Genomic DNA, 19,252 nt, shown 5'->3' with positions numbered 1-19,252 from the left:
AGCCTCGAAGCGGCCCGCTTCACACTCAGGGACAGGTTTTTCCTGGAGCATCTGCTTCACTGCGGCGGCCGGCGTGGCTGCCACTGAACGACTTTGCTTTTAAAAATCTCTGAATTTTCATTCGTTTGCCCCGTCTGGGGCCAGGGCTCAACCGGCTTGGCGTCTTCCGACCCGCGGTCCCCGGGAGGACCCGACCGGCACCGGAACCCGCCGACGGCGGCGCACGCCGCGGATGGGATACTCCCGGCCTCCGGGTACCATCGACCGCGTTATCAGCCGAAGGCAACGCGATGATCGTCCGCCGGTCTCGTTGGGACGCCGGTCCTTACGAACGCATCGGCCGGAAGCTTGAGACGGCGCTCGCCTGCCGACAGGGGCATCAGGCCCCGCAACAACGGCACGGGAGGCAAGCTGCCGATCGAGGGTTTGGCGAACAGGTAGCCCTGGAACAGGTTGATGCCCGCCGCCCGCAACGTCTGCAGCTCCGCCTCCGTCTCGATGCCCTCCGCAATGACGGCAACACCAAGTTCGCGGGCCATCGTGGTGATACAAGCGATGATGGTCTGCTTGGCCGCGGAACTCGAGATGTCCCTGATCAGATCCATGTCGATCTTGATGAAGTCGGGCTGGAAGTGGGCCAGAAGGTTGAGGCCGGCGTAGCCCGCACCGAAATCGTCGATCGCGGTGGCGAAGCCCTGCTTGCGGTACTCCTCGATGATGCGCTGGACATGAGGGATGTCCGTCATGCGCTCGTTCTCGGTGAACTCGAACATGATCTGGCGGTGCTCGAACCCGATGCGATGGGCAGCCTCCAACGTGGCCCGGATGCAGGCGGCAGGCTCGTAGACCGCATTCGGCATGAAGTTGATCGACAGGCGCGTCGTGGCGCCGGGCGGGAACAGGCCGCCGGCCAGCTCGATGGCCCTGACCCGGCACGCCTGATCGAACTTGTAGCGGCTATCTTCCGTCACCTGCGCGAGGATCTGGCCGGCGCCCTCGCCGTTCAGCCCGCGCACCAGAGCCTCGTAACCCCAGACGGTGCCGCTGGAGACGTCAACGATGGGATGGAACGCCATCGTGAAGGAGAACGCCAGCGCCTCCGCCCCTTTGCATCCCCGACACCCCATTCGGTCCATCACAACATCCTCGGTTTCAGGCTGAGGTCACCACAGCAATCTCATTTTTCGGTAAACACGGGACGCCGTTGGAAAACCGCACAAGATAACATATAATAAGAATAGATGACGGGCTCATTCACGGCTCGGGAATTTCATTAATAATTGAAAACTGGAATTATCTCCATAATATAAAATCAGTAATACTCCGTAATTATTAAACATATTTCATGTTAATGATGCTAGAAAATAGATCCATTACGGTATCGAATCGGTTTTTCTTGTAAATATAAAGAGTTTAATGTTAAATTATCTTCATCTCTGACTTATGCGCGATACGATTTTTCATCTGAGGAAACAGTGGAGTAATTTACATCAAAGTCTGCATTAAATATCTCACCAATCAATTCGGGTGCACTATATTCGGAAATAGCCAGTCACTTAGCCGCTTCCAAGATTTCCGCTCCTTCACCCCAGCCAGAATCCTGCGTGACAGGGGAGGGCGATAGGCGAAGGGCTGCCGGCCCGCGAGCGACGATGCGAGACATTCCGCATCAGCCACCCGACACCTCCTCGGCCCGGACGCCCTGGTGCCCGGCTTCGAGGACCGAGCCCTGCCGAGGAGCCCCCCCCGCGCCAGACCGCTCGCTCGGCGGCATGGCGGCGTCCGCCGTCGCGGCGACCGGACCGTCACCCAGAGCCACAAGGTCGAAGCCGGCAAGGGCGCGGCGGGCAGCCAATCCGAACGCTCGTCCACTGTATGGGGACAGGTGATGGATATCGTATAAATCCGCCGTCGAAGATGAGGACAAGCTGCGATCTTTAGGCTTATAAGTCTGCCGACGAAGCCGGGCACCAAGGCCGGCGCGTCAAGGGAGGAATACGATGAGTTCACGTGAGACAACGGGCCGCCGCGCCACGCGCCGCCGCTTCCTGGGTGGTGCCGCGACGGCAGCGGCCGTCGCGGCAGCGCCGACTGTCGTCAAGGCGCAGGGCCCGATCAGCATGCGCTGGCAGAGTACCTGGCCCGCCAAGGACATCTTCCACGAATTCGCCCTCGACTACGCCAAGAAGGTCAACGACATGACCGGCGGCGACCTCAAGATCGAGGTGCTGCCCGCCGGTGCGGTCGTGCCCGCCTTCGGCCTCCTCGACGCCGTCTCGAAGGGCACCCTCGACGGCGGCCACGGCGTGATGGTCTACCATTACGGCAAGCAGCCCGCCCTGGCTCTGTGGGGCTCCGGACCGGGCTGGGCCATGGACGCCAACATGCTGATGGCCTGGCACAAATACGGCGGCGGCAAGGAGCTTCTCGACAAGCTCTATTCCTCGATCGGCGCCAACGTCGTCTCGTTGCCCTACGGCCCGATGCCGACGCAGCCGCTCGGCTGGTTCAAGAAGCCGATCGCGAAGGCGGACGACCTCAACGGGCTCAAGTTCCGCACCGTCGGAATCTCGATCGACGTTCTGACGGGCCTCGGTGCTGCCGTGAACGCGCTCCCGGCCGGCGAGATCATCTCGTCGATGGATCGCGGTCTCCTCGACGCGGCCGAGTTCAACAACGCCGCCTCCGACCTCGCCCTCGGCTTCCCGGACGTCTCGAAGGTCTGCATGCTGCAGAGCTATCACCAGAACGCGGAATCCTTCGAGATCCTGTTCAACAAGACGAAGTACGACGCGCTTCCCGAGCGTCTGCGGGCGATCATCTCCAACGCGACGGAGGCCGCCTCTCAGGACATGCAGTGGAAGGCGATCGACCGCTACTCGAAGGCCTACCAGGAGATGCAATCGAAGGGCGTGAAGTTCTACAAGACGCCGGACCCGATCCTCAAGAAGCAGCTCGAGGTCTACGACGACGTCGTGAAGAAGAAGGCCGCCGACAACCCGCTGTTCAAGGAAATCATCGCCTCGCAGATCGCTTTCGCCGAGCGCACCGCCCGGTGGGAGCAGGACACGATCGTCAACCGCCGCATGGCCTTCGACCATTATTTCGGTCAGAACGCCGCGGCCAAGAAGATCTGACCTGAGACGATCGAGGGCAACGATCCCGGTCCGTCAGGACCGGGCGTGGCTCCATCACATCGGAAACGTTACGAATGCGCCGTCCGGCTCGGCCCGGGCGGCGCTTGACCCGCGCGAAGGTCCCGCATGAGCGTGCAACGCTTCCTCCATACGATCGACGCCCTGAGCACCTGGGTCGGCAAGGCCGCGGCCTGGCTGATCATCGGGCTGATGGCGCTCATCTGCGTCGAAGTGTTCAAGCGCTACCTGCTGAACGCGCCCACCGCCTGGATCTACGACGCCAGCAACATGTTCTACGGCACGCTGTTCATGCTGGCTGGCGCCTACGCGCTGGCGAACAACGCCCATGTGCGCGGCGATTTCCTCTACGGCTCGATGCGCCCGCGGACGCAGGCGAGTTTCGACCTCGTCCTGTACATCGTGTTCTTCGTGCCAGGCATCCTGGCCCTGATCTATGCCGGATACGATTACGCGGCCCTGTCGTGGCGCATCTCCGAGCATTCGACCACCACGGCCGACGGCCCGCCGATCTACCACTTCAAGACGGTCATCCCGGTCGCCGGCGCCCTCATCATGCTCCAGGGCCTCGCCGAGATCGTGCGCTGCATCGTCTGCCTGCGCACCGGCGAATGGCCGAGCCGCCTGCGCGACGTCAGCGAGATCGACGTCGTCGAGGAGCAGCTCGCCCAGAGCGAGCACGTCGACGCCGACACGCGCGAGGCCGCGATCGCCCGCGCCCATTCCATCGAAGAGACCGCGCGCCAACGCGGCATGACAGGGGACCTCCACACATGACCGATCCCGGCCTCGGCCTCCTGATGCTCGGGCTGATCGTCGTCGCGATCATGATGGGCTTCCCCACCGCCTTCACGCTGATGGGGCTCGGCATCTTCTTCGGCTTCTACGCCTTCTACAATCCGGCCGAGGCGCTGATCGACAACAAGATCTTCGACCTCATGGTCCAGCGCACCTACGGCGCGATGACCAACGACGTGCTCATCTCCATCCCGCTCTTCGTGCTGATGGGCTACGTGATGGAACGCGGCGCGCTCGTGGACAAGATGTTCTACGCCGTGCAGCTCGCGTTCCGGCGCGTGCCCGCCTCCCTCGCCGTGGCGACGCTCATCGTCTCCACCTTCTGGGGCATCGCGAGCGGGCTCGTGGGCGCCGTCGTCGTGCTCATGGGCGTCATCGCCATGAACCCGATGCTCAAGGCCGGCTACGACACCCGGCTCGCCGCGGGCGTCATCACGGCCGGCGGCACGCTCGGCATCCTGATCCCGCCCTCGGTGATGATCATCGTCTACGCGGCGGTGGCAGGACAGTCGGTGGTCAAGCTCTACGCCGCCGCGATCTTCCCGGGCTTCTTCCTGGCCTTGCTCTATCTCGTCTACATCATCGGCTGGGCGACGCTTCAGCCGAAGGTCGCGCCGAAGCTCTCGGCGGAGGAGACCAAGATCCCGGTGGAGGATTGGATGGTTCGCCTCCAGGCCGCCGCGTCGAACAACATGCTGGTCGGCCTCGTCCGCGCCAGCTTCGCGCCGGGCGGGCTCGGCCCCGCGGCCGGCCTGATCTCGCGCGCCAAGGCGTTCAAGAACCTCGCCACCGCCCTAGTGCCGTTCCTGATGACCTCGGCCATTCTCGGCGCGGTCTGGTGGTACGTCACGATCTACCAGACGGCCAAGCGAGACGACTCGGCGCCCGAGGGGCTGGAGCAGCTCGGCGGCGGCGGCGCGCCGGTCGAGGCGGTCTCAGCCTCGGCCAGCGGCCCGGCCGAGGCCTTCTACTGGAGCTTCGCCGTGACGGCCGCGCTCAGCCTCGTCGTGCTCGCGCGCTACTATGGCCGCATGAACGCCGAGCGCTTCGAGGTGCTCAAGCTGCTGTCGTCCTCCGTCATGCCGCTCGGCATTCTCAGCTTCCTGGTGCTGGCGGTCATCCTGTTCGGCATCACCACCGCGACGGAATCGGCCGCCGTCGGCGCGGCCGGTGCCTTCCTGCTCGCGCTCCAGGCCAGGACCCTGAACTGGAAGCGGACGAAGGAGGCGGTGTTCCTCACCGCCAAGACGACCGCGATGATCTGCTGGCTCTTCATCGGCTCGGCCCTGTTCTCGGCGGTCTTCGCGCTGCTCGGCGGCCAGGCGCTCGTCGAGCAATGGGTGCTGTCCCTCGGGCTGACGCCGCTGCAGTTCATGATCCTGTCCCAGGCGATCATCTTCATCCTCGGCTGGCCGCTCGAATGGACGGAGATCATCATCATCTTCGTGCCGATCTTCATGCCGCTGCTCTCGCATTTCGGCATCGATCCGATCCTCTGGGGCGTGCTCGTCTTCGTGAACCTGCAGGCGGCGTTCCTCTCGCCCCCGGTCGCGATGTCGGCCTTCTACTTGAAGGGCGTCTCGCCGCCGCACGTGACGATCAACCAGATCTTCGCGGGCATGATGCCCTACATGCTGATCGTGATCCTGTGCATGATCTTCATGTACATCTGGCCCGGCATGGTGCTGTGGCTGCCAACCTACCTCTACGGAGCCTGAGGCAAGTACGGAGCCTGCGGCAAGGCGGCCGCGGGCCTCGGCCCCTCACCGTCTCTCGCCCCCAAGCTTCCCCACCGCCTGCCCCGCCCCGGCCACGATCCTGCGTGACAGGGGAGGGCGACGGGCGGAGGGCCGCCGGCTCGGGAGCGAAGATGCGAGACATGCGGCGTCAGCCACCCACCCGACGCTTCCTCGTCCGATCAGGCGCGATCCTCGGATTGGCCGCCCTCGTGCCCGGTCTCGGGGCCTGCGTCGCCGACGGGCTCATCACCGGCACGGCGGACGGTCCGGAGCGGCAATCGGCGCTGGATGTCAGCCCCGTGCTGCTGGTCGCGACGACGCGCAGGCCCGTCGGCAGCCCGCCCAAGGCGCCCTGGTTCAACTCGGAGCGCGGCCGGGGTCTCAGCTTCGCCGAGGTCCGGGTCTCGGCGCCGGACCGCTCGCTGATCGGCAAGGTGTCGTCCGCCGTCGGGGGAGACTGGGCGGTCACGGCCGTGCCGCAGGTCGAGACCGGCAAGGGCGCGGCCGGCGCCTTCGCGCAGGCCGCCTTCGGGCGCGACGTGCTCATCTACGTCCACGGCTATCGCGAGAGCTTCGAATCCGCCGCCGTCAGCGCCGCCAAGCTCTCGGACGGCATCCGCTTCAACGGGGCCTCCGCCCTGTTCACCTGGCCGTCGGCCGCCGCGACCTTCGATTACGGCTACGACCGCGAGAGCGCCCTGTGGTCGCGCGACGCCTTCGAGGACCTGCTCAAGGCGCTGGCGAACTCGCCGAGCGGCGGGCGCATCAACATCGTCGCCCATTCCATGGGCACGCTCCTGACCCTGGAGACGCTTCGCATGCTGCGGGCCGAGGCCGGCGAGGCGGCGATGGCGCGCATCGGCGCGGTGGTCTTGGCCGCTCCCGACATCGACATCGATCTGTTCACCAACAGCATCGAGCGCCTGGGGCCGGACGTGAGCAAGATCACCGTGATCTCCTCGACGAAGGACCGGGCGCTGGAACTCTCGAGCACGATCGCCGGCGGCGTGGTTCGGGCGGGTGCGGCCGACCGCGAGCGGCTCGAGGCCTTGGGCGTGCGGGTCGCCGACGCCTCCGATTACGGCGGCGGGCTGATCAACCACGACCTCTTCCTGACGAACCCCGACGTTCAGGGCGTGGTCAAGCGCGCCGTCGCCCGGGCCGGCGGCGGAGCTTGAAGCTTGCGGGTTGGCGCGCGCCGCGTTCGCCCGTACACGGGCCTCGGGACCGCTCAGGGATTCGCGCCGATGTTCACTCTCGAGATCGACGGCGTCGCCGTCGCCGTCATCAACGGCACCGAGGCGGTCGCCCGGGACCTCTTCACCTGCGACGGGTTCAAGGAGGACATCCAGGTGATGAAGAGCGAGGGCCGCCCGCTCTGGAACGGCACCTCCGAGCTCAAGGTCCGCCCTGCGACCGAGGAGGAGACGGAGATCTTCGAGGACGCGCTCGCCGAGGACGACGCGGACGAGGACGAGCCCTTCAAGGTCGACGCGACCCACGCCAAGAGCGCCGAGGAGCCGGACGAGGACGACGAGGAGGATGAGGCCGACATCGTCTTCCTGCTCGACATCGACGAGGACGGCGACACGCTGGATTCCTGAGGGCCATCGCGAGAGGCGCCCGGCCTCAGGCCCGGAAGGCGCTTCAGCCGCTCAGGCGGTGTGGGAGGGCGTCGCCGGCTTCTAAAGTCCACGGGCGACGCGAAATCCGATCGTGCCGGGCGCCGCGGGGTCGCGGCTGGCCGCGCGGAGGCGCTGCGGCAGGTCGAACCAGGAGCCACCGCGCAGCACGCGCCGCTCGCAGGGCAAGCCGAGCCGGGCGCTGGCGGAGGCGTCGTCATGGCTCGGGCGCAAGCAATCCTCGACCTGTTCCGAGACGTTGCCGGGGACCTGGGGGCGCCCCCACGGGTTCGGCGGGTAGCCGTCGACGGGCGGGGACTTGGGGCGGGCGAGCTCGACCTTGCCGGCGCTCGCATAGGCAGCGGCACCGTCGTTGTCCGGGGCGAGCGAGATCGCGCCGCCCCAACCGAACGACACGGTCGCGCCGGCGCGGCCGACATAGTCCCGCTCTGCCTCGGTGAGCAGCCGGTAGGGCTGGCCCGTGGTCCGGGCGAGCCAGGCGACATAGGCCTTGGCGTCGTCGTCGGAGACGTCGACCACGGGAAGGCGGCGACTCAGCCAGCCTTCGGCGCGAGGCTGGCAGCCGCCGCCGGCGACGCAGGCGGACCACTCGCCCTGCGAGACGGCGAAGCGGCCGACCGCGAAGGGCTGGGCGAACGTCACCGCCCGGCGCGACGCTTCCGCGGGGCTCGCGCCCTCGTCAGCCGCCGGGCCCATCAAGTAGCGGCCCGCCGGCACCGTCACCATCTCGGGGCACTCGGCGCAATCCTTGAACGGCGCCGACCGCGCCGGAGCGCCCGCCTCCGCCCCGCGTGGGGGCTCCGCCCGGGCGACCCAGCCGGCCTGGGGCAGGCTCGTGGCGACGGCCGCGGCCTGCAACGGTGCCTCGGGGCGTGGCGCCGGGGCTGCCTGCGCGGCGGCCTCGTTGCGGCTCGCAGGCACCGGGAGAGCCGCGAGTTTCCCGTCCGGACGGATCGCCTCCGGAGCGGCCGTCGCCTGCGCCGCTCCCGCCGGCACCTCCATCGACGCGACAGGTGGCGGCGCGCTTGAGGCTGGCATCAGGTAAAAGTCGCCGGAGAGCTCGTGGTAGAAGGAGGGGCGCTGGCGGTGCTGCACCGTGGCGGCGAGCGTCTCGACTTCGCTGCGCACGCGCTTGGCGAGGTCCGTGATCTCGAGCCCGGGCTGGCGCAGGAGCGGGATCAGGGTGCGGGTATAGACCGAGTTGGCATCGGTGTCGGCCGCCGAGAGGACGTCGAGGGCCTCCTGGCCCGTCCCGGCCGACATCATGAGCAGGGTGCCGTTCGGCGGCTCCTCGCGCTTGAGGCCGCGGCTGCCGCCGACCGCCCGGGTGCCGCCCGCGAAGGGATTGTTGCGGCAGGCGTCGATGATAAAGATCGAGACCTGCGGCTGCTGCTCCTTGAGCGCGTCGAGAAGTTCCCCGACCCGCAGCGCGCTGCCCCGGAGCGCGGCCTCGCCGTCCGAGGCCCGGGCGACGTCGCGCGGCAGGAGGTAGTTAGTCCCGTTGATCTCGAAGCCGTGCCCGGCGAAGTAGAAGGCCGCCGTGTCGCCGGGCTTGATCGCATCGAGGAAGCGCTGCCAGACCCGAAGGAAGCCGTGGCGGTTCGCGCCGTCGGCGCTGAAGACCTCGAAGCCGATCTGCCGCAAGGTCGCCGCGACCGCGCGCGAATCGTTGACCGCCTTCCGGAGCTGCTGGTCCGGGCCGAGATTGTCGTAGGCGTTGACGCCGGCGACGAAAGCGACCTGGCGGGCCTGCGCCGGCGCGCCGGCAGCGAGCCACAAGACCGCGAGAGCGGCGATCACGTGCAAAGGCCCTGATTTCCGACCCATCGCGCGACGAACCCGACCGTCCTGAGAGTCGCCAAGCTTAAGCACGCTTGACGGCCCGTCGTCCATCGAAGGGCGGAATCAGGGTTTCTGCGACGGGGGGGCCGCGAGGGCCGGCTTGGCGGGTGTCGGCTTGGCCGGAAGATGCGAGGCCTTCGGGGCAGGAGCCTCGGCCTTCGGCGCCGCCACGGTGCCCGTGGTCGCGACCTCGGCGGCAGGATTGTCCAACCCGTAGATGTCATCGCGAAAATGCGCGCGGCCGTCCGGCGTGGCGTAGCCGGTGAGGTAGACGAAGGCGACCGGCACGGGCTTGGCGAGCTTGATGTCCCGGCGCTCGCCCGTGGCGATCCCGGTCTCGATCTCGATTGGGCCCCAGACCGAGCCCGGCGCGTTCGGGCCGGGCGTCCCTTCGAGCAGCCAGCCCACGAATTCCTTCACGTTCGCCACGCGCACGCAGCCCGAGGAATGGAAGCGGACGTCGCGGGTGAAGAGTCCTTTCGACGGCGTGTCGTGCATGTAGATCGCGTGGCGGTTCGGCATATCGATCCGGACCTGGCCCAGGGAATTGTCGAAACCGGGGTCCTGCCGCAGGGTGTAGTTGACCGCCCGCTCCGTCGACCAATCGATGCTGGTGGGCTGCACCTCCTCGCCCTTCGCGTCGAGCATGCGGATATGCATCTTGGCGAGGTAGCCTGGGTCTTTCCGCATGTGCGGGATGATGTCCTTCTTGATGAGGGACACCGGCACGGTCCAGGTCGGGTTGAAGTTGATGTTGGTGATCCTGGTCTCGATCATCGGCGTCGCCCGCTCGGGCTTGCCGACGACCGCGACGTAGCGGCGGGCGACCGTGCCGCGCTCCACCGCCTCGACCGTGGCGGAGGGGATGTTCGAGACGACGTAGCGCTCGCCGAAGGCGAAGTTCGAGCCCAGCAGCCGCGCGGCCGAGGCCGCGAGTTGGCGCTGGCGGGTGGCGGCCGGCACGTTGAGAGCCGCGATGGTCTGGCGCCCCACGAGGCCGGTCTCCGGCAGGCCGTGCCGCGCCTGGAACTGTTTGACGGCGGCGACGAGGGTCGCGTCGAGGACGTCGGACACCGGCGCGTCGGCGGCGAGGTCCCCGGTCAGGATCAGGTGCCTGCGCAGGTCGGCGACCGCGGCGTGCTTGGCGCCGGGCTTGATCACGAGGTCGGGAGCCAGCGTCCCCCAGCCGCCCGCGTCGGCGATGCCCTTGTAGCGCTCGGCCATGCGCAGGGTGTCGAGGAAGGTCGAGGGCCCGAGCGACGGGACCGGGTCGGCCGAGACGCGCGCCACCACCAACGGCGGCAGCTCGCGGGATTTTTTCGGAGGTTCCACCGCGGCCTGCCCCTCGGCCGGGGCGGTCGCATCGGGAGCAGGTTTGGCCGGCGCGTCCTCGGCCCTCGCACCCGTCAGGCACAGGAGGAGGGCGAGCGCGGAGGAGCCGGCGCGCAGGCCTGCCGGGGAAAACGGACGACGCAGCGGCATCGCTTCGAGCCTCGTTGGCGGATCGGCCGGCAGGATGCGCGGGGATGGTTACCAAACGCTGTCCATCGCCGCGCTGACCATGCCGGGCCAGCGCCCTAGCTCTCACGGCACGGACAGCACGAGGAGGACGTCATGCACCCAGCGATCCAGGCCGGCCGCACGGCCGTCGTGACGGGGGCAGCGAGCGGAATCGGGCGCGCCGCGGCCGAGCGCTTGGCGAGGGAGGGCATGGCCGTCTGGCTGGCGGACCTGCCCGGCGAAGGGCTGGAGGCCGCGACGGCGGCGGTGAATGCGGCCGGCCCCGCGCCGGCGCGTGCCTTTGCGCTCGACGTGGGACGGCGCGCCGACCTCGAGGCCCTGTGCGCGGCGGCCTCCGCCGAGAGGCCGCCCGCCCTCGTCATGCTGAACGCCGGCATCGAGGCCGGCGGCCGCCTGTTCTCGGACGCGGAGACCTGGGCGCGCATCCTCGACACCAATCTCTGGGGCGTGATCAACGGCCTCCAGGCCTTCGCGCCCGGCATGATCGCCGGGCGAGAGCCCGGCGCCATCGTCGTCACGGGCTCGAAGCAGGGCATCACCACGCCGCCGGGCAACACGCCCTACAACGTCTCGAAGGCGGGCGTGAAGGTCGTCACCGAGGCGCTCGCCCACGAGCTGAGAAGCCTCGAGGGCTGCCGCACGAGCGCGCACCTGCTCATCCCCGGCTTCGTCTATACCGGACTCACCAAGGCCCGCGGCGTCACGGAGAAGCCGGACGGCGCCTGGACGCCGGAGGAGACCGTGGCCTTCCTGCTGGACGGGCTGGCCGCCGGCGACTTCTACATCCTCTGCCCCGACAACGAGACCACCCGCGGGCAGGACGAGCGCCGCATCGCCTGGGCCGCCGGCGACATTATCGAGAACCGGCCCGCCCTGTCCCGCTGGCACCCGGATTACGCGGAGGCGTTCAAGCGATCGATGGCGACGTAGGTGCGTCTGCGCCGCGTCTGCGGCGTCGGCATGACGAGCACGGCGCTTCCGACCGACCACTTCGTAGCGGCTCGTGCAGGCCGCCGCGAGGTTGCGTCACATTATCCGATGTCCAAGGATGGCGTGCTGAGATCCGGCGCGTCGACGATCAGTTGAATTCCCGAGGAACCCGTTTTCGTGTGGGTTGGTCCGCCTCCGCCTTCAGCTTCTTCTCGAAGTCGCTCACGGCCGCCCTGGCCGCTTGAAGGGCCACAGTCCTCTTCGCCGCCTCCAATGCTTGACGCCGCGACATCTGTCCTGTCTCGGCCCGCCTTTGTTCCTCCTCGACGAAATAGATGTAGCCGACGGGAAACCCGATAGCGTCCTCAATGACGAAGCAGTCCGCCCCTTCCCTGATCCCCCAGGGTTGCGCACGCTGAAGTGGGCTGCTCTCACTCAAAGCCGGAGCATTTCTTGGAGCCGTCAAGACGCACAGAGATCTCTTTCCTCAACACTTGCTCGATGCTGGGCGTCTGCGCCTTCGCCTGGCTCCCGGCTTACCACAGATGCGCCGGCTTGGCGTGATTAACTCGAACAACGGGCGGGCGGCACGGATATGGCCCCACACAGAAGCGCGCCCCTTGGAAAAACTCCGATCCCGGATCAGGCCGCGCCCCTCTCGCAGCAGGGGCCTGCATCGAGCCCCTCCAGCGAGGCGGGGTTTACATTTATCGCTCGGGACGCTCTCATAACCGCACGCCCTCTCGCGTCGCGGCCCTGCCGCGGCGTCGACGCATAACAAAAATGGGATCGTGGGGAGAGGGCTATGCACAACCATGCTCTGTCGGACGCCTTGTGGTCCGAAGGCTTGGCAAGCGAGAACCCGCAGGCCGCAGCGAGCCGCAGGTCCTACGCGAGCAAACGGGCGGCTCAGGAGGCCCGGGAGCGCCAACTCGCCCTCAGCGAGGTCATTCAGACCGACATCCTGCCTCGGCTCATGCTCCTGCATCCGGCCTTCGCGCTGGAGGCGGAAAAGCCGTGCCCGAAGGCGGACGTCGCCCTCGTCGCGGAATTCACCAACGTGGTGCTCGCGCAGGACGCGCCCACGTTGTTCACCTACTTCACGGATCTGTTGTCGAAGGGATACTCCGCCGACGCCCTCTTCCTGGACCTGCTCGCGCCCGCCGCGGCGCTGCTTGGACGCCTCTGGGACGAGGACTTGTGCGATTTCATCGAGGTGACCACGGGCGTCGCGCGGCTCCAGGCGCTCTTGTCGATGTTCCATGCGGGCGGGGGCGTACCGCTGTCGGGGGACAACCGTCGCATTCTGTTGATGGGTGCCCCTGGCGAGCAGCACACGTTCGGGGTGGCCGTCGTCGAGCAGTTCCTGCGTTCGGCGGGCTGGCAGGTGGCGAGCGGCCTTGCCTCGGATCCCCGGCAGATCGCCGATCTCGTCGAGCGGGAGTGGTTCGGCGTGGTCGGGCTGACGCTGAGTTGCTCGTCGCGGATCGCATCCCTCTCCGAGGCGATCACATCCGTCCGCCATGCCTCGCGCAACAGGGCGATCGGCGTGATGGTCGGCGGACCGGTGTTCCTGGAGAACCCCGATCTTGTGCGACAGGTCGGAGCGGATGCCTCCGCGATCGATGCGCCAACGGCCGTTCTGCTCGCTCAGATGCTCGTTGACCTGAATACGGGAAAAGGCCGCCCTGCCACGCCCTAACGGCGCGAGGCGAGCAGACAGGCTTACGGAACGCCAGCCTCGTCGGGCGAGGCCTCATCCATGAGGCGCCGTTCGGCCGATGCGCCTTTGCGAATGGCGATGTCGTCGCCTCTGCTCTCGACCGGGAAAAGCAGGGCCAGACCCGTCGCGACGCCAGCAAGCACGGGATCGATCTCGGATCGGATCGCTGGCGGAAAGGTTTTCACGATAAGCATTTAGGACGGCACCGACCAGCAGCAGGCGCGCAAAGCGTCCACGTTCCCATGGTCAAGCTTGGTCCATCGCTTTTGTTCCGACCTGTGCGCCCTCAATCGCTCGAGGGCGCCGCAATCCACTGAGCATGCCCTTCGCCACCGCGCCTGCCACGCATCGACGGCTCACTTGAGGCCGGTCAGCCGGCCGCTGGCGAAGCTTTTGCAATCGCCCTAAGTCGGCCGCAGGCCGCCGGGGCCGGATCACCGGTCCGTCGTCCGTTCAGAGAACCGGGAGCCCCCCTTGGCCACGATCATCCCCGTCGCCTCATTCGATTGCGTCGTCTTCGGCGCGACCGGAGACCTGACGACCCGCAAGCTGCTTCCCGCTCTCTATCACCGCTTCAGGGACGGCCAGATCCCGGGGACCAGCCGGATCATCGGCGCCTCGCGCTCCGAGCTCAGCGTCGAGGCGTTCCGCGAGCGGGCCAGGGATTCCGTCAGGCGCTTCGTGGCGGCCTCCGACATCGACGAGGGCAAGCTCGCCGCCTTCCTGGAGCATCTCGACTACGTCGCCGTCGACGGAGCCGGCGAGGAGGGCTGGGAGGACTTGGCGGCCAAGCTCGCCGAGCGGCCCGATCAGGTCCGGCCCTACTACCTCGCGACCTCACCCGACCTCTACGGCGCGATCTGCCGGAACCTCTCGGCCCACGGGCTGATCGGCGAGAAGTCGCGCGTCGTGCTGGAGAAGCCGATCGGCAAGGATCTGAAATCGGCCCGCGCCATCAACGATGCGGTGGGCGAGGTCTTCCCCGAGGAGCAGATCTTCCGGATCGATCACTACCTCGGCAAGGAGACCGTACAGAACCTCCTGGCGCTGCGCTTCGCCAACACGATCTTCGAGCGTCTCTGGACGGCTGACGTCATCGACCACGTCCAGATCACGGTGGGCGAGACCGTCGGCGTCGAGGGCCGGGCCGGCTACTACGACACCTCCGGCGCGCTGCGGGACATGGTCCAGAACCACATGCTCCAGCTGCTCTGCCTCATGGCGATGGAGAGCCCGCTCTCGCTCGACGCGAACTCCGTGCGCGACGAGAAGCTGAAGGTGCTGCGCGCCCTCAAACCCATCACACCGAACGACGTCCAGACCGTCACGGTGCGGGGCCAATACGCGGCAGGCGCCATCGACGGGAAGTCCGTCGCGAGCTACCGCACAGACCTCGGCGGCAGCACCGACAGCCGCACCGAGACCTTCGTGGCGCTCAAGCTCGAAGTGCAGTCCTGGCGCTGGGCCGGCGTGCCGTTCTACCTTCGCACCGGCAAGCGACTGCCCCAGAAGCTCTCCGAGATCGTGGTGCAGTTCCGGGCCTCGCCCTTCTCGATCTTCCCCGCCGAATCCTTCGGGCGCGAGCCGAACCGCCTCGTCATCCGGCTGCAGCCGGAGGAGGGCATGAAGCTCGAAGTGATGACGAAGGACCCGGGCCCGGGCGGCATGCGCCTGCGGCCGACAAACCTCGACATCTCCTTCGAGGAGACCTTCAAGCAGCGCTACCCGGACGCCTACGAGCGCCTCTTGATGGACGTGGTGCGCGGCAACGCCACCCTGTTCATGCGCCGCGACGAGGTCGAGGTCGCCTGGGCCTGGGCCGATTCGCTGCTGAAGGCCTGGGCCGACCGCCCCGAGGCGCCGAGGGCCTACCCATCGGGCAGTTGGGGGCCGACGGCGGCGATCGCGTTGATCGAGCGTGATGGCCGCACCTGGCACGAGGAGCTGCGCTGAGGCGGGACAGCAGGGTCGCGCCGTGCTTTAGTGTGCAGAAAAATGCAATCTGCGTAGTCGGGACCCGGCTGCTCCCTCGACTCCCTTAGGGCCCGAAGCTTACACGTTTTCGTGTTCGGCCTCATACCAATAGCCAATTGACAGATGAACAAGATCGAACCTGGCCTCGGGATCAGCCGTCGCTACCTCCACGACGAGGTGGTGGACCGCATGCGCGATCTCATCCGGTCCGGCGAGCTCGAACCCCGCGCCCGCGTGAATGAGGGGGAGCTGACCGAGCGGTTCGGGATCTCGCGCACGCCCCTGCGCGAGGCCATCAAGATCCTGGCGACGGAGGGACTGCTGGAGCTGCTCCCGAACCGGGGCGCGCGGGTCGCCAGCCTCTCGCAGACCGAGATCGAGGAGATGATCGAGGTCATCGCCGGGCTGGAGGCCACCGCGGCCGAGCTCGCCTGCCGCCGCATCTCCGACGACGAGGTCGGCGCGATCGAGGCGGACCACGACGCCATGGTCGAGGCCTGGAAGCGGCGCGACACCTCCGCCTATTTCAGGCTCAACCGGGGCATCCACGAGGCGATCATGGAGGCCAGCGGAAACGCGACGCTGGAGAGCATCTACACGAGCCTGTCGGGCCGCATCCAGCGTTCCCGCTACGCCGTGCACCAGACTGAGGCGCAATGGGCCGAGGCCGTCGCCGAGCACGAGCGCATGATCGCCCTCCTGCACGCGCGCGACGGCGCGGCGCTGGCCACCCTGATGCGCACCCACATCCGCGCGAAGAAGATCGCGATCGCCGAGACCTTCGGCACGGGGGAGTGAGGGCGACTTACCGCCCCCGCCATTCCGGCGCGCGCTTGGCCAGGAAGGCCTCCATGCCCTCGCGGAAATCGGCGCTGGTGTAGCAGAGCCGGATCAGGTCGTCGCCGGGCCGCTCGCCCTCGGGCTCCGCTTCCTGCTGCAGGCGGCGCAGCCCCTCCTTGGTGGCCCGAAGCGTCAGCGGCGCGTGGCCGGCGACGAGGCGCGCGAGCTCGTCGGCGCGGGTGGAGAGGGCGGCCGCATCCTCCACCACCTCCCCGACGAGGCCGATCGCCAGCGCCTCCTCCGCGCCGACGAGGCGGGCCGTGAAGATCATGTCCTTGACCCGGGCCGGGCCGATGAGCGCGGAGAGCCGCTTCAGGTTCTCCAGTGACAGGCAGTTGCCGAGCGTGCGTGCGATCGGGAAGCCGAAGCGGGCGTCGCGCGTCGCGATGCGCAGGTCGCAGGCGGCGGCGATCGCCGCGCCTCCGCCCGTGCAAGCACCGGCCACCGCCGCGATGACCGGCACGCGCAGCCCCTCGATGGCGCCCAGCACCCGGTCCATGAAGCGCTCATAGGCCAGCGCGTCCTCGGCCGTCCGAAACTCCCGGAACTGGCCGATGTCGGTGCCGGCGGCGAAGGCCTTGTCGCCGGCGCCCGTGACGATCACGGCCTTGATCGCCCCATCGGCCTCGATCCGCCCGCAGGCGTCGATGAGACCCTGATACATCGCGAAGGTGAGCGCGTTGCGCGCCTGCGGCCGGTTGAGGACAATGCGGGCGATAGCCCCGCCCGTCTCGACCAGGAGTTCGTCGGTGGCTGCGCTCATGCTGGGGTTCCCGCGGAATTCGGCTTCGGCCGGTCAGCCTAAACGACGTGGCCTCCGGTTTCACGCCGGCGCGTCGCTCGAGACCGAGAGCGGTCGATCCGAGGCGGACCGCCCCGGCCGCGTCGCCCGTCTGAACCCTAGTAGAGCGCCGGCACGAACATGTCCGACGGCACCGGCTGGCGGGCGTAGTCGTCGTGGCGGACCCGCTCCGGCAGGTGCACGGGCGGATGCTCGACCTCGCCGTAGGGGATCTGCGTCAGGAGGTGGCTGATGCAGTTGAGCCGAGCCCGCTTCTTGTCGACGGCCTCGACCACCCACCAGGGCGCCTCCGGGATGTGGGTGCGCGCCAGCATCACCTCCTTGGCGCGGGTGTAATCCTCCCAGAGGCGCCGGGACTGCACGTCCATGGGGCTCAGCTTCCACTGCTTGAGCGGGTCGTGGATGCGCATGTTGAAGCGGAATTCCTGCTCCTCGTCGGTGATCGAGAACCAGTACTTGAGGACGATGATGCCGGAGCGGACGAGCATCCGCTCGAACTCCGGCGCGGAGCGATAGAACTCCTCGTATTCGGCCTCGGTGCAGAACCCCATCACGCGCTCGACGCCGGCACGGTTGTACCAGGAGCGGTCGAACAGCACGATCTCGCCGCCCGCCGGCAGGTGCGCCACGTAGCGCTGGAAGTACCATTGCGTGCGCTCGCGCTCGCTCGGCGCAGGCAGGGCCGCCACGCGGCAGACGCGAGGGTTGAGGCGCTGAGTGATGCGCTTGATGACCCCGCCCTTGCCGGCCGAGTCGCGTCCCTCGAACACCACGACGACGCGCAGCTTCCGGCTTTGGACCCAGTCCTGAAGCCGCACGAGCTCGTGCTGAAGGCGGAAGAGCTCGCGGAAGTAGAGCTTGCGGTCCATGCCGGCGACGCGCGGCCGGTGGGAGACCGCCTCGGCGACCTGCTCCATCCGCTCCTCTTCGAGCTCCAGCTCAAGCTCCTCGTCGAAATCGTCCGCCATCTCGCGGCGGATCGCCTCGATGTCGACCGCGCGTGCCGCACCCGCTCCGTTGCCCATGCCGACTCGTCTCCCGAAGATCGCGGCCGCGCTTAGATCACGGGGATATGACAGGGCTGAGAAGGCGAGGGCGGGCGGTCATCGTCATCAGATTGTCGCTGCCGATTGCGAACCAGGGCCAGCACGCTGGCGCTTTGCCGGCAACCTTCCGAGCCTGCCATGCCACGCCTGCTGACCGACGAGGCGGCCCTGCCGGGCCTGCTCTTCGCGATGTGCTTCGATCGCGAGGGCGGCGGGCGGCTCGTGGCGGCGGGCGCAGAGATCCCCGGGCTCGACGCCGAGGAAGGCTTCGTCTGGCTGCATGTCGACCTCATCGACGCACGGATCGAGGGACTGGTCGCCGGGGGCCGGCTCGGTCCGCCCCGCCTCGCGGCGGCGACCTTCGCCCGCGACGCGCACCAGCGGGTGGTGATCGAGGGCGTCCATGTCGGGCTCGTCATCGCCGACCGCGAGCGGGAATTCGGCGGTCACGTCGGCGAGGAGCCGAGCGGCCGCCTGCATTGCCTGCTCGGGCCCACCTACCTCGTCAGCGGCCGCCGGCATGCCACGGCCGGAGCGGAAGCCGCGCGGGACGCCGCGCTCGCGGGCGACCGCGTCCTCACGCCGGCGAGGCTTTTGGAAAAGTTCGTCGCCGGCGTGGTCGAGACGCTGGACGCCTCCGCCCGCCGCTTCTCCGACGCCCTCGACGCCATCGAAGATCGCGTCCTCGACGAAGCCCTCTCCTGCGATCCCGCGGCGCTCGCGCCCATCCGCCGCCAGGCGGTGCGGCTGCAGCGCCAGCTCGCGGGATTGCGCGCCGTGTTCCACCGCCTCGAGGATGAGACGGAGGACGAGGACGACGCGCTGCCGGAGGCCGTGGTCGCCATGGCGGGCCGGGTCGTGCAGCGGCTCGACTCGCTGCAGCGGGACATGGTGGCGCTCGCCGAGCGCAGCCGCCTCCTACAGGACGAGATCGCCGCGCGCAGCGCCGCCAAGACGAGCCGGCAACTTCACACGCTCTCGATCCTCACCGCCCTGTTCCTGCCGCCGACCCTGGTGACCGGCGTATTCGGCATGAACACCAAGGGGCTGTTCCTGGCCGAGTTCGAGAACGGCTCGACCATCGCCCTCTTCATCGGCGTGGCGGCGGCGGTTGCCGTGTTCACCGTGATCCGGGTGCTGGGGCTGATCCGGCGCAGCGATTGAACGGCCGGGCTCGGCGGCGCAAGGAGCGTCATCGAACCGTCATCTCCCGCCGCAACGTTGCGCGGCCCCGAACCG

The 19,252-nt window shown here is 68.0% G+C and carries 16 protein-coding genes; 10 read left to right on the top strand and 6 right to left on the bottom strand.

Going from position 1 to position 19,252, the window contains the following annotated elements; all coding sequences use genetic code 11:
- Positions 1–272 precede the first annotated feature (272 nt).
- Positions 273–1,136, bottom strand: coding sequence for an EAL domain-containing protein (locus MFF55_RS03440; RefSeq protein ID WP_238242685.1), 864 nt, complete (start codon positions 1,134–1,136; stop codon positions 273–275).
- 533 nt (positions 1,137–1,669) lie between these two features.
- Positions 1,670–1,855, bottom strand: a complete 186-nt coding sequence (locus MFF55_RS03435; RefSeq protein WP_238242684.1) for a hypothetical protein — start codon at positions 1,853–1,855, stop codon at positions 1,670–1,672.
- A gap of 145 nt (positions 1,856–2,000) precedes the next feature.
- Here MFF55_RS03435 and MFF55_RS03430 point away from each other — a divergent pair, with 145 nt between their 5' ends.
- From MFF55_RS03430 to MFF55_RS03410, 5 genes are all read left to right on the top strand, one after another.
- A complete protein-coding gene (locus tag MFF55_RS03430; protein WP_238242683.1) occupies positions 2,001–3,137 on the top strand; it encodes a TRAP transporter substrate-binding protein in 1,137 nt (378 codons plus the stop codon).
- Between the two features lie 126 nt (positions 3,138–3,263).
- Positions 3,264–3,932 carry a TRAP transporter small permease subunit gene (locus MFF55_RS03425; RefSeq protein ID WP_238242682.1) on the top strand — a complete coding sequence of 223 codons (669 nt, stop codon included), beginning with the start codon at positions 3,264–3,266 and terminating at the stop codon, positions 3,930–3,932.
- Positions 3,929–5,671, top strand: coding sequence for a TRAP transporter large permease (locus MFF55_RS03420; RefSeq protein WP_238242681.1), 1,743 nt, complete (start codon positions 3,929–3,931; stop codon positions 5,669–5,671). The genes MFF55_RS03425 and MFF55_RS03420 overlap by 4 nt, the downstream gene beginning before the upstream one ends.
- A gap of 161 nt (positions 5,672–5,832) precedes the next feature.
- A complete protein-coding gene (locus tag MFF55_RS03415) occupies positions 5,833–6,870 on the top strand; it encodes an alpha/beta hydrolase (protein ID WP_238242680.1) in 1,038 nt (345 codons plus the stop codon).
- 69 nt (positions 6,871–6,939) lie between these two features.
- A complete protein-coding gene (locus MFF55_RS03410) occupies positions 6,940–7,296 on the top strand; it encodes a hypothetical protein (protein ID WP_238242679.1) in 357 nt (118 codons plus the stop codon).
- A gap of 81 nt (positions 7,297–7,377) precedes the next feature.
- Here the strand turns inward: MFF55_RS03410 and MFF55_RS03405 are convergent, their stop codons facing one another.
- Positions 7,378–9,135, bottom strand: coding sequence for an SUMF1/EgtB/PvdO family nonheme iron enzyme (locus MFF55_RS03405; protein ID WP_238242754.1), 1,758 nt, complete (start codon positions 9,133–9,135; stop codon positions 7,378–7,380).
- Positions 9,136–9,240: 105 nt separating this feature from the next.
- Positions 9,241–10,659 carry a L,D-transpeptidase family protein gene (locus MFF55_RS03400; RefSeq protein WP_238242678.1) on the bottom strand — a complete coding sequence of 473 codons (1,419 nt, stop codon included), beginning with the start codon at positions 10,657–10,659 and terminating at the stop codon, positions 9,241–9,243.
- 132 nt (positions 10,660–10,791) lie between these two features.
- Here MFF55_RS03400 and MFF55_RS03395 point away from each other — a divergent pair, with 132 nt between their 5' ends.
- The 4 genes from MFF55_RS03395 to MFF55_RS03380 all read left to right on the top strand — a co-directional run bounded on the left by MFF55_RS03395 (position 10,792) and on the right by MFF55_RS03380 (position 16,123).
- The gene (locus tag MFF55_RS03395; RefSeq protein WP_238242677.1) at positions 10,792–11,628 is read left to right on the top strand and encodes an SDR family NAD(P)-dependent oxidoreductase; all 837 of its coding nucleotides are present in this window, start codon (positions 10,792–10,794) and stop codon (positions 11,626–11,628) included.
- Positions 11,629–12,475: 847 nt separating this feature from the next.
- The gene (locus tag MFF55_RS03390; protein WP_238242676.1) at positions 12,476–13,330 is read left to right on the top strand and encodes a cobalamin B12-binding domain-containing protein; all 855 of its coding nucleotides are present in this window, start codon (positions 12,476–12,478) and stop codon (positions 13,328–13,330) included.
- A 495-nt stretch (positions 13,331–13,825) separates the two neighbouring features.
- On the top strand, positions 13,826–15,304 hold the full coding sequence (gene zwf, locus MFF55_RS03385) for a glucose-6-phosphate dehydrogenase (RefSeq protein WP_238242675.1): 1,479 nt from the start codon (positions 13,826–13,828) through the stop codon (positions 15,302–15,304).
- A 144-nt stretch (positions 15,305–15,448) separates the two neighbouring features.
- Positions 15,449–16,123, top strand: a complete 675-nt coding sequence (locus MFF55_RS03380) for a GntR family transcriptional regulator (protein WP_238242674.1) — start codon at positions 15,449–15,451, stop codon at positions 16,121–16,123.
- A 7-nt stretch (positions 16,124–16,130) separates the two neighbouring features.
- Here the strand turns inward: MFF55_RS03380 and MFF55_RS03375 are convergent, their stop codons facing one another.
- Both MFF55_RS03375 and ppk2 read right to left on the bottom strand, forming a co-directional pair.
- Positions 16,131–16,928, bottom strand: a complete 798-nt coding sequence (locus tag MFF55_RS03375) for an enoyl-CoA hydratase/isomerase family protein (protein WP_238242673.1) — start codon at positions 16,926–16,928, stop codon at positions 16,131–16,133.
- Positions 16,929–17,065: 137 nt separating this feature from the next.
- Positions 17,066–17,992, bottom strand: a complete 927-nt coding sequence (ppk2, locus tag MFF55_RS03370; protein WP_238242672.1) for a polyphosphate kinase 2 — start codon at positions 17,990–17,992, stop codon at positions 17,066–17,068.
- A gap of 159 nt (positions 17,993–18,151) precedes the next feature.
- Here ppk2 and MFF55_RS03365 point away from each other — a divergent pair, with 159 nt between their 5' ends.
- Complete coding sequence (locus MFF55_RS03365) at positions 18,152–19,177, top strand: CorA family divalent cation transporter (protein ID WP_238242671.1); 1,026 nt, start codon at positions 18,152–18,154, stop codon at positions 19,175–19,177.
- Positions 19,178–19,252: the final 75 nt, after the last annotated feature.

The sequence above is a fragment of the Methylobacterium iners genome (assembly GCF_022179305.1).
GTDB classification, from domain to species: domain Bacteria; phylum Pseudomonadota; class Alphaproteobacteria; order Rhizobiales; family Beijerinckiaceae; genus Methylobacterium; species Methylobacterium iners.
The sequence above is the reverse complement of the archived record's forward strand: the minus strand, read 5'-3'. Positions and strand labels throughout refer to the sequence as shown.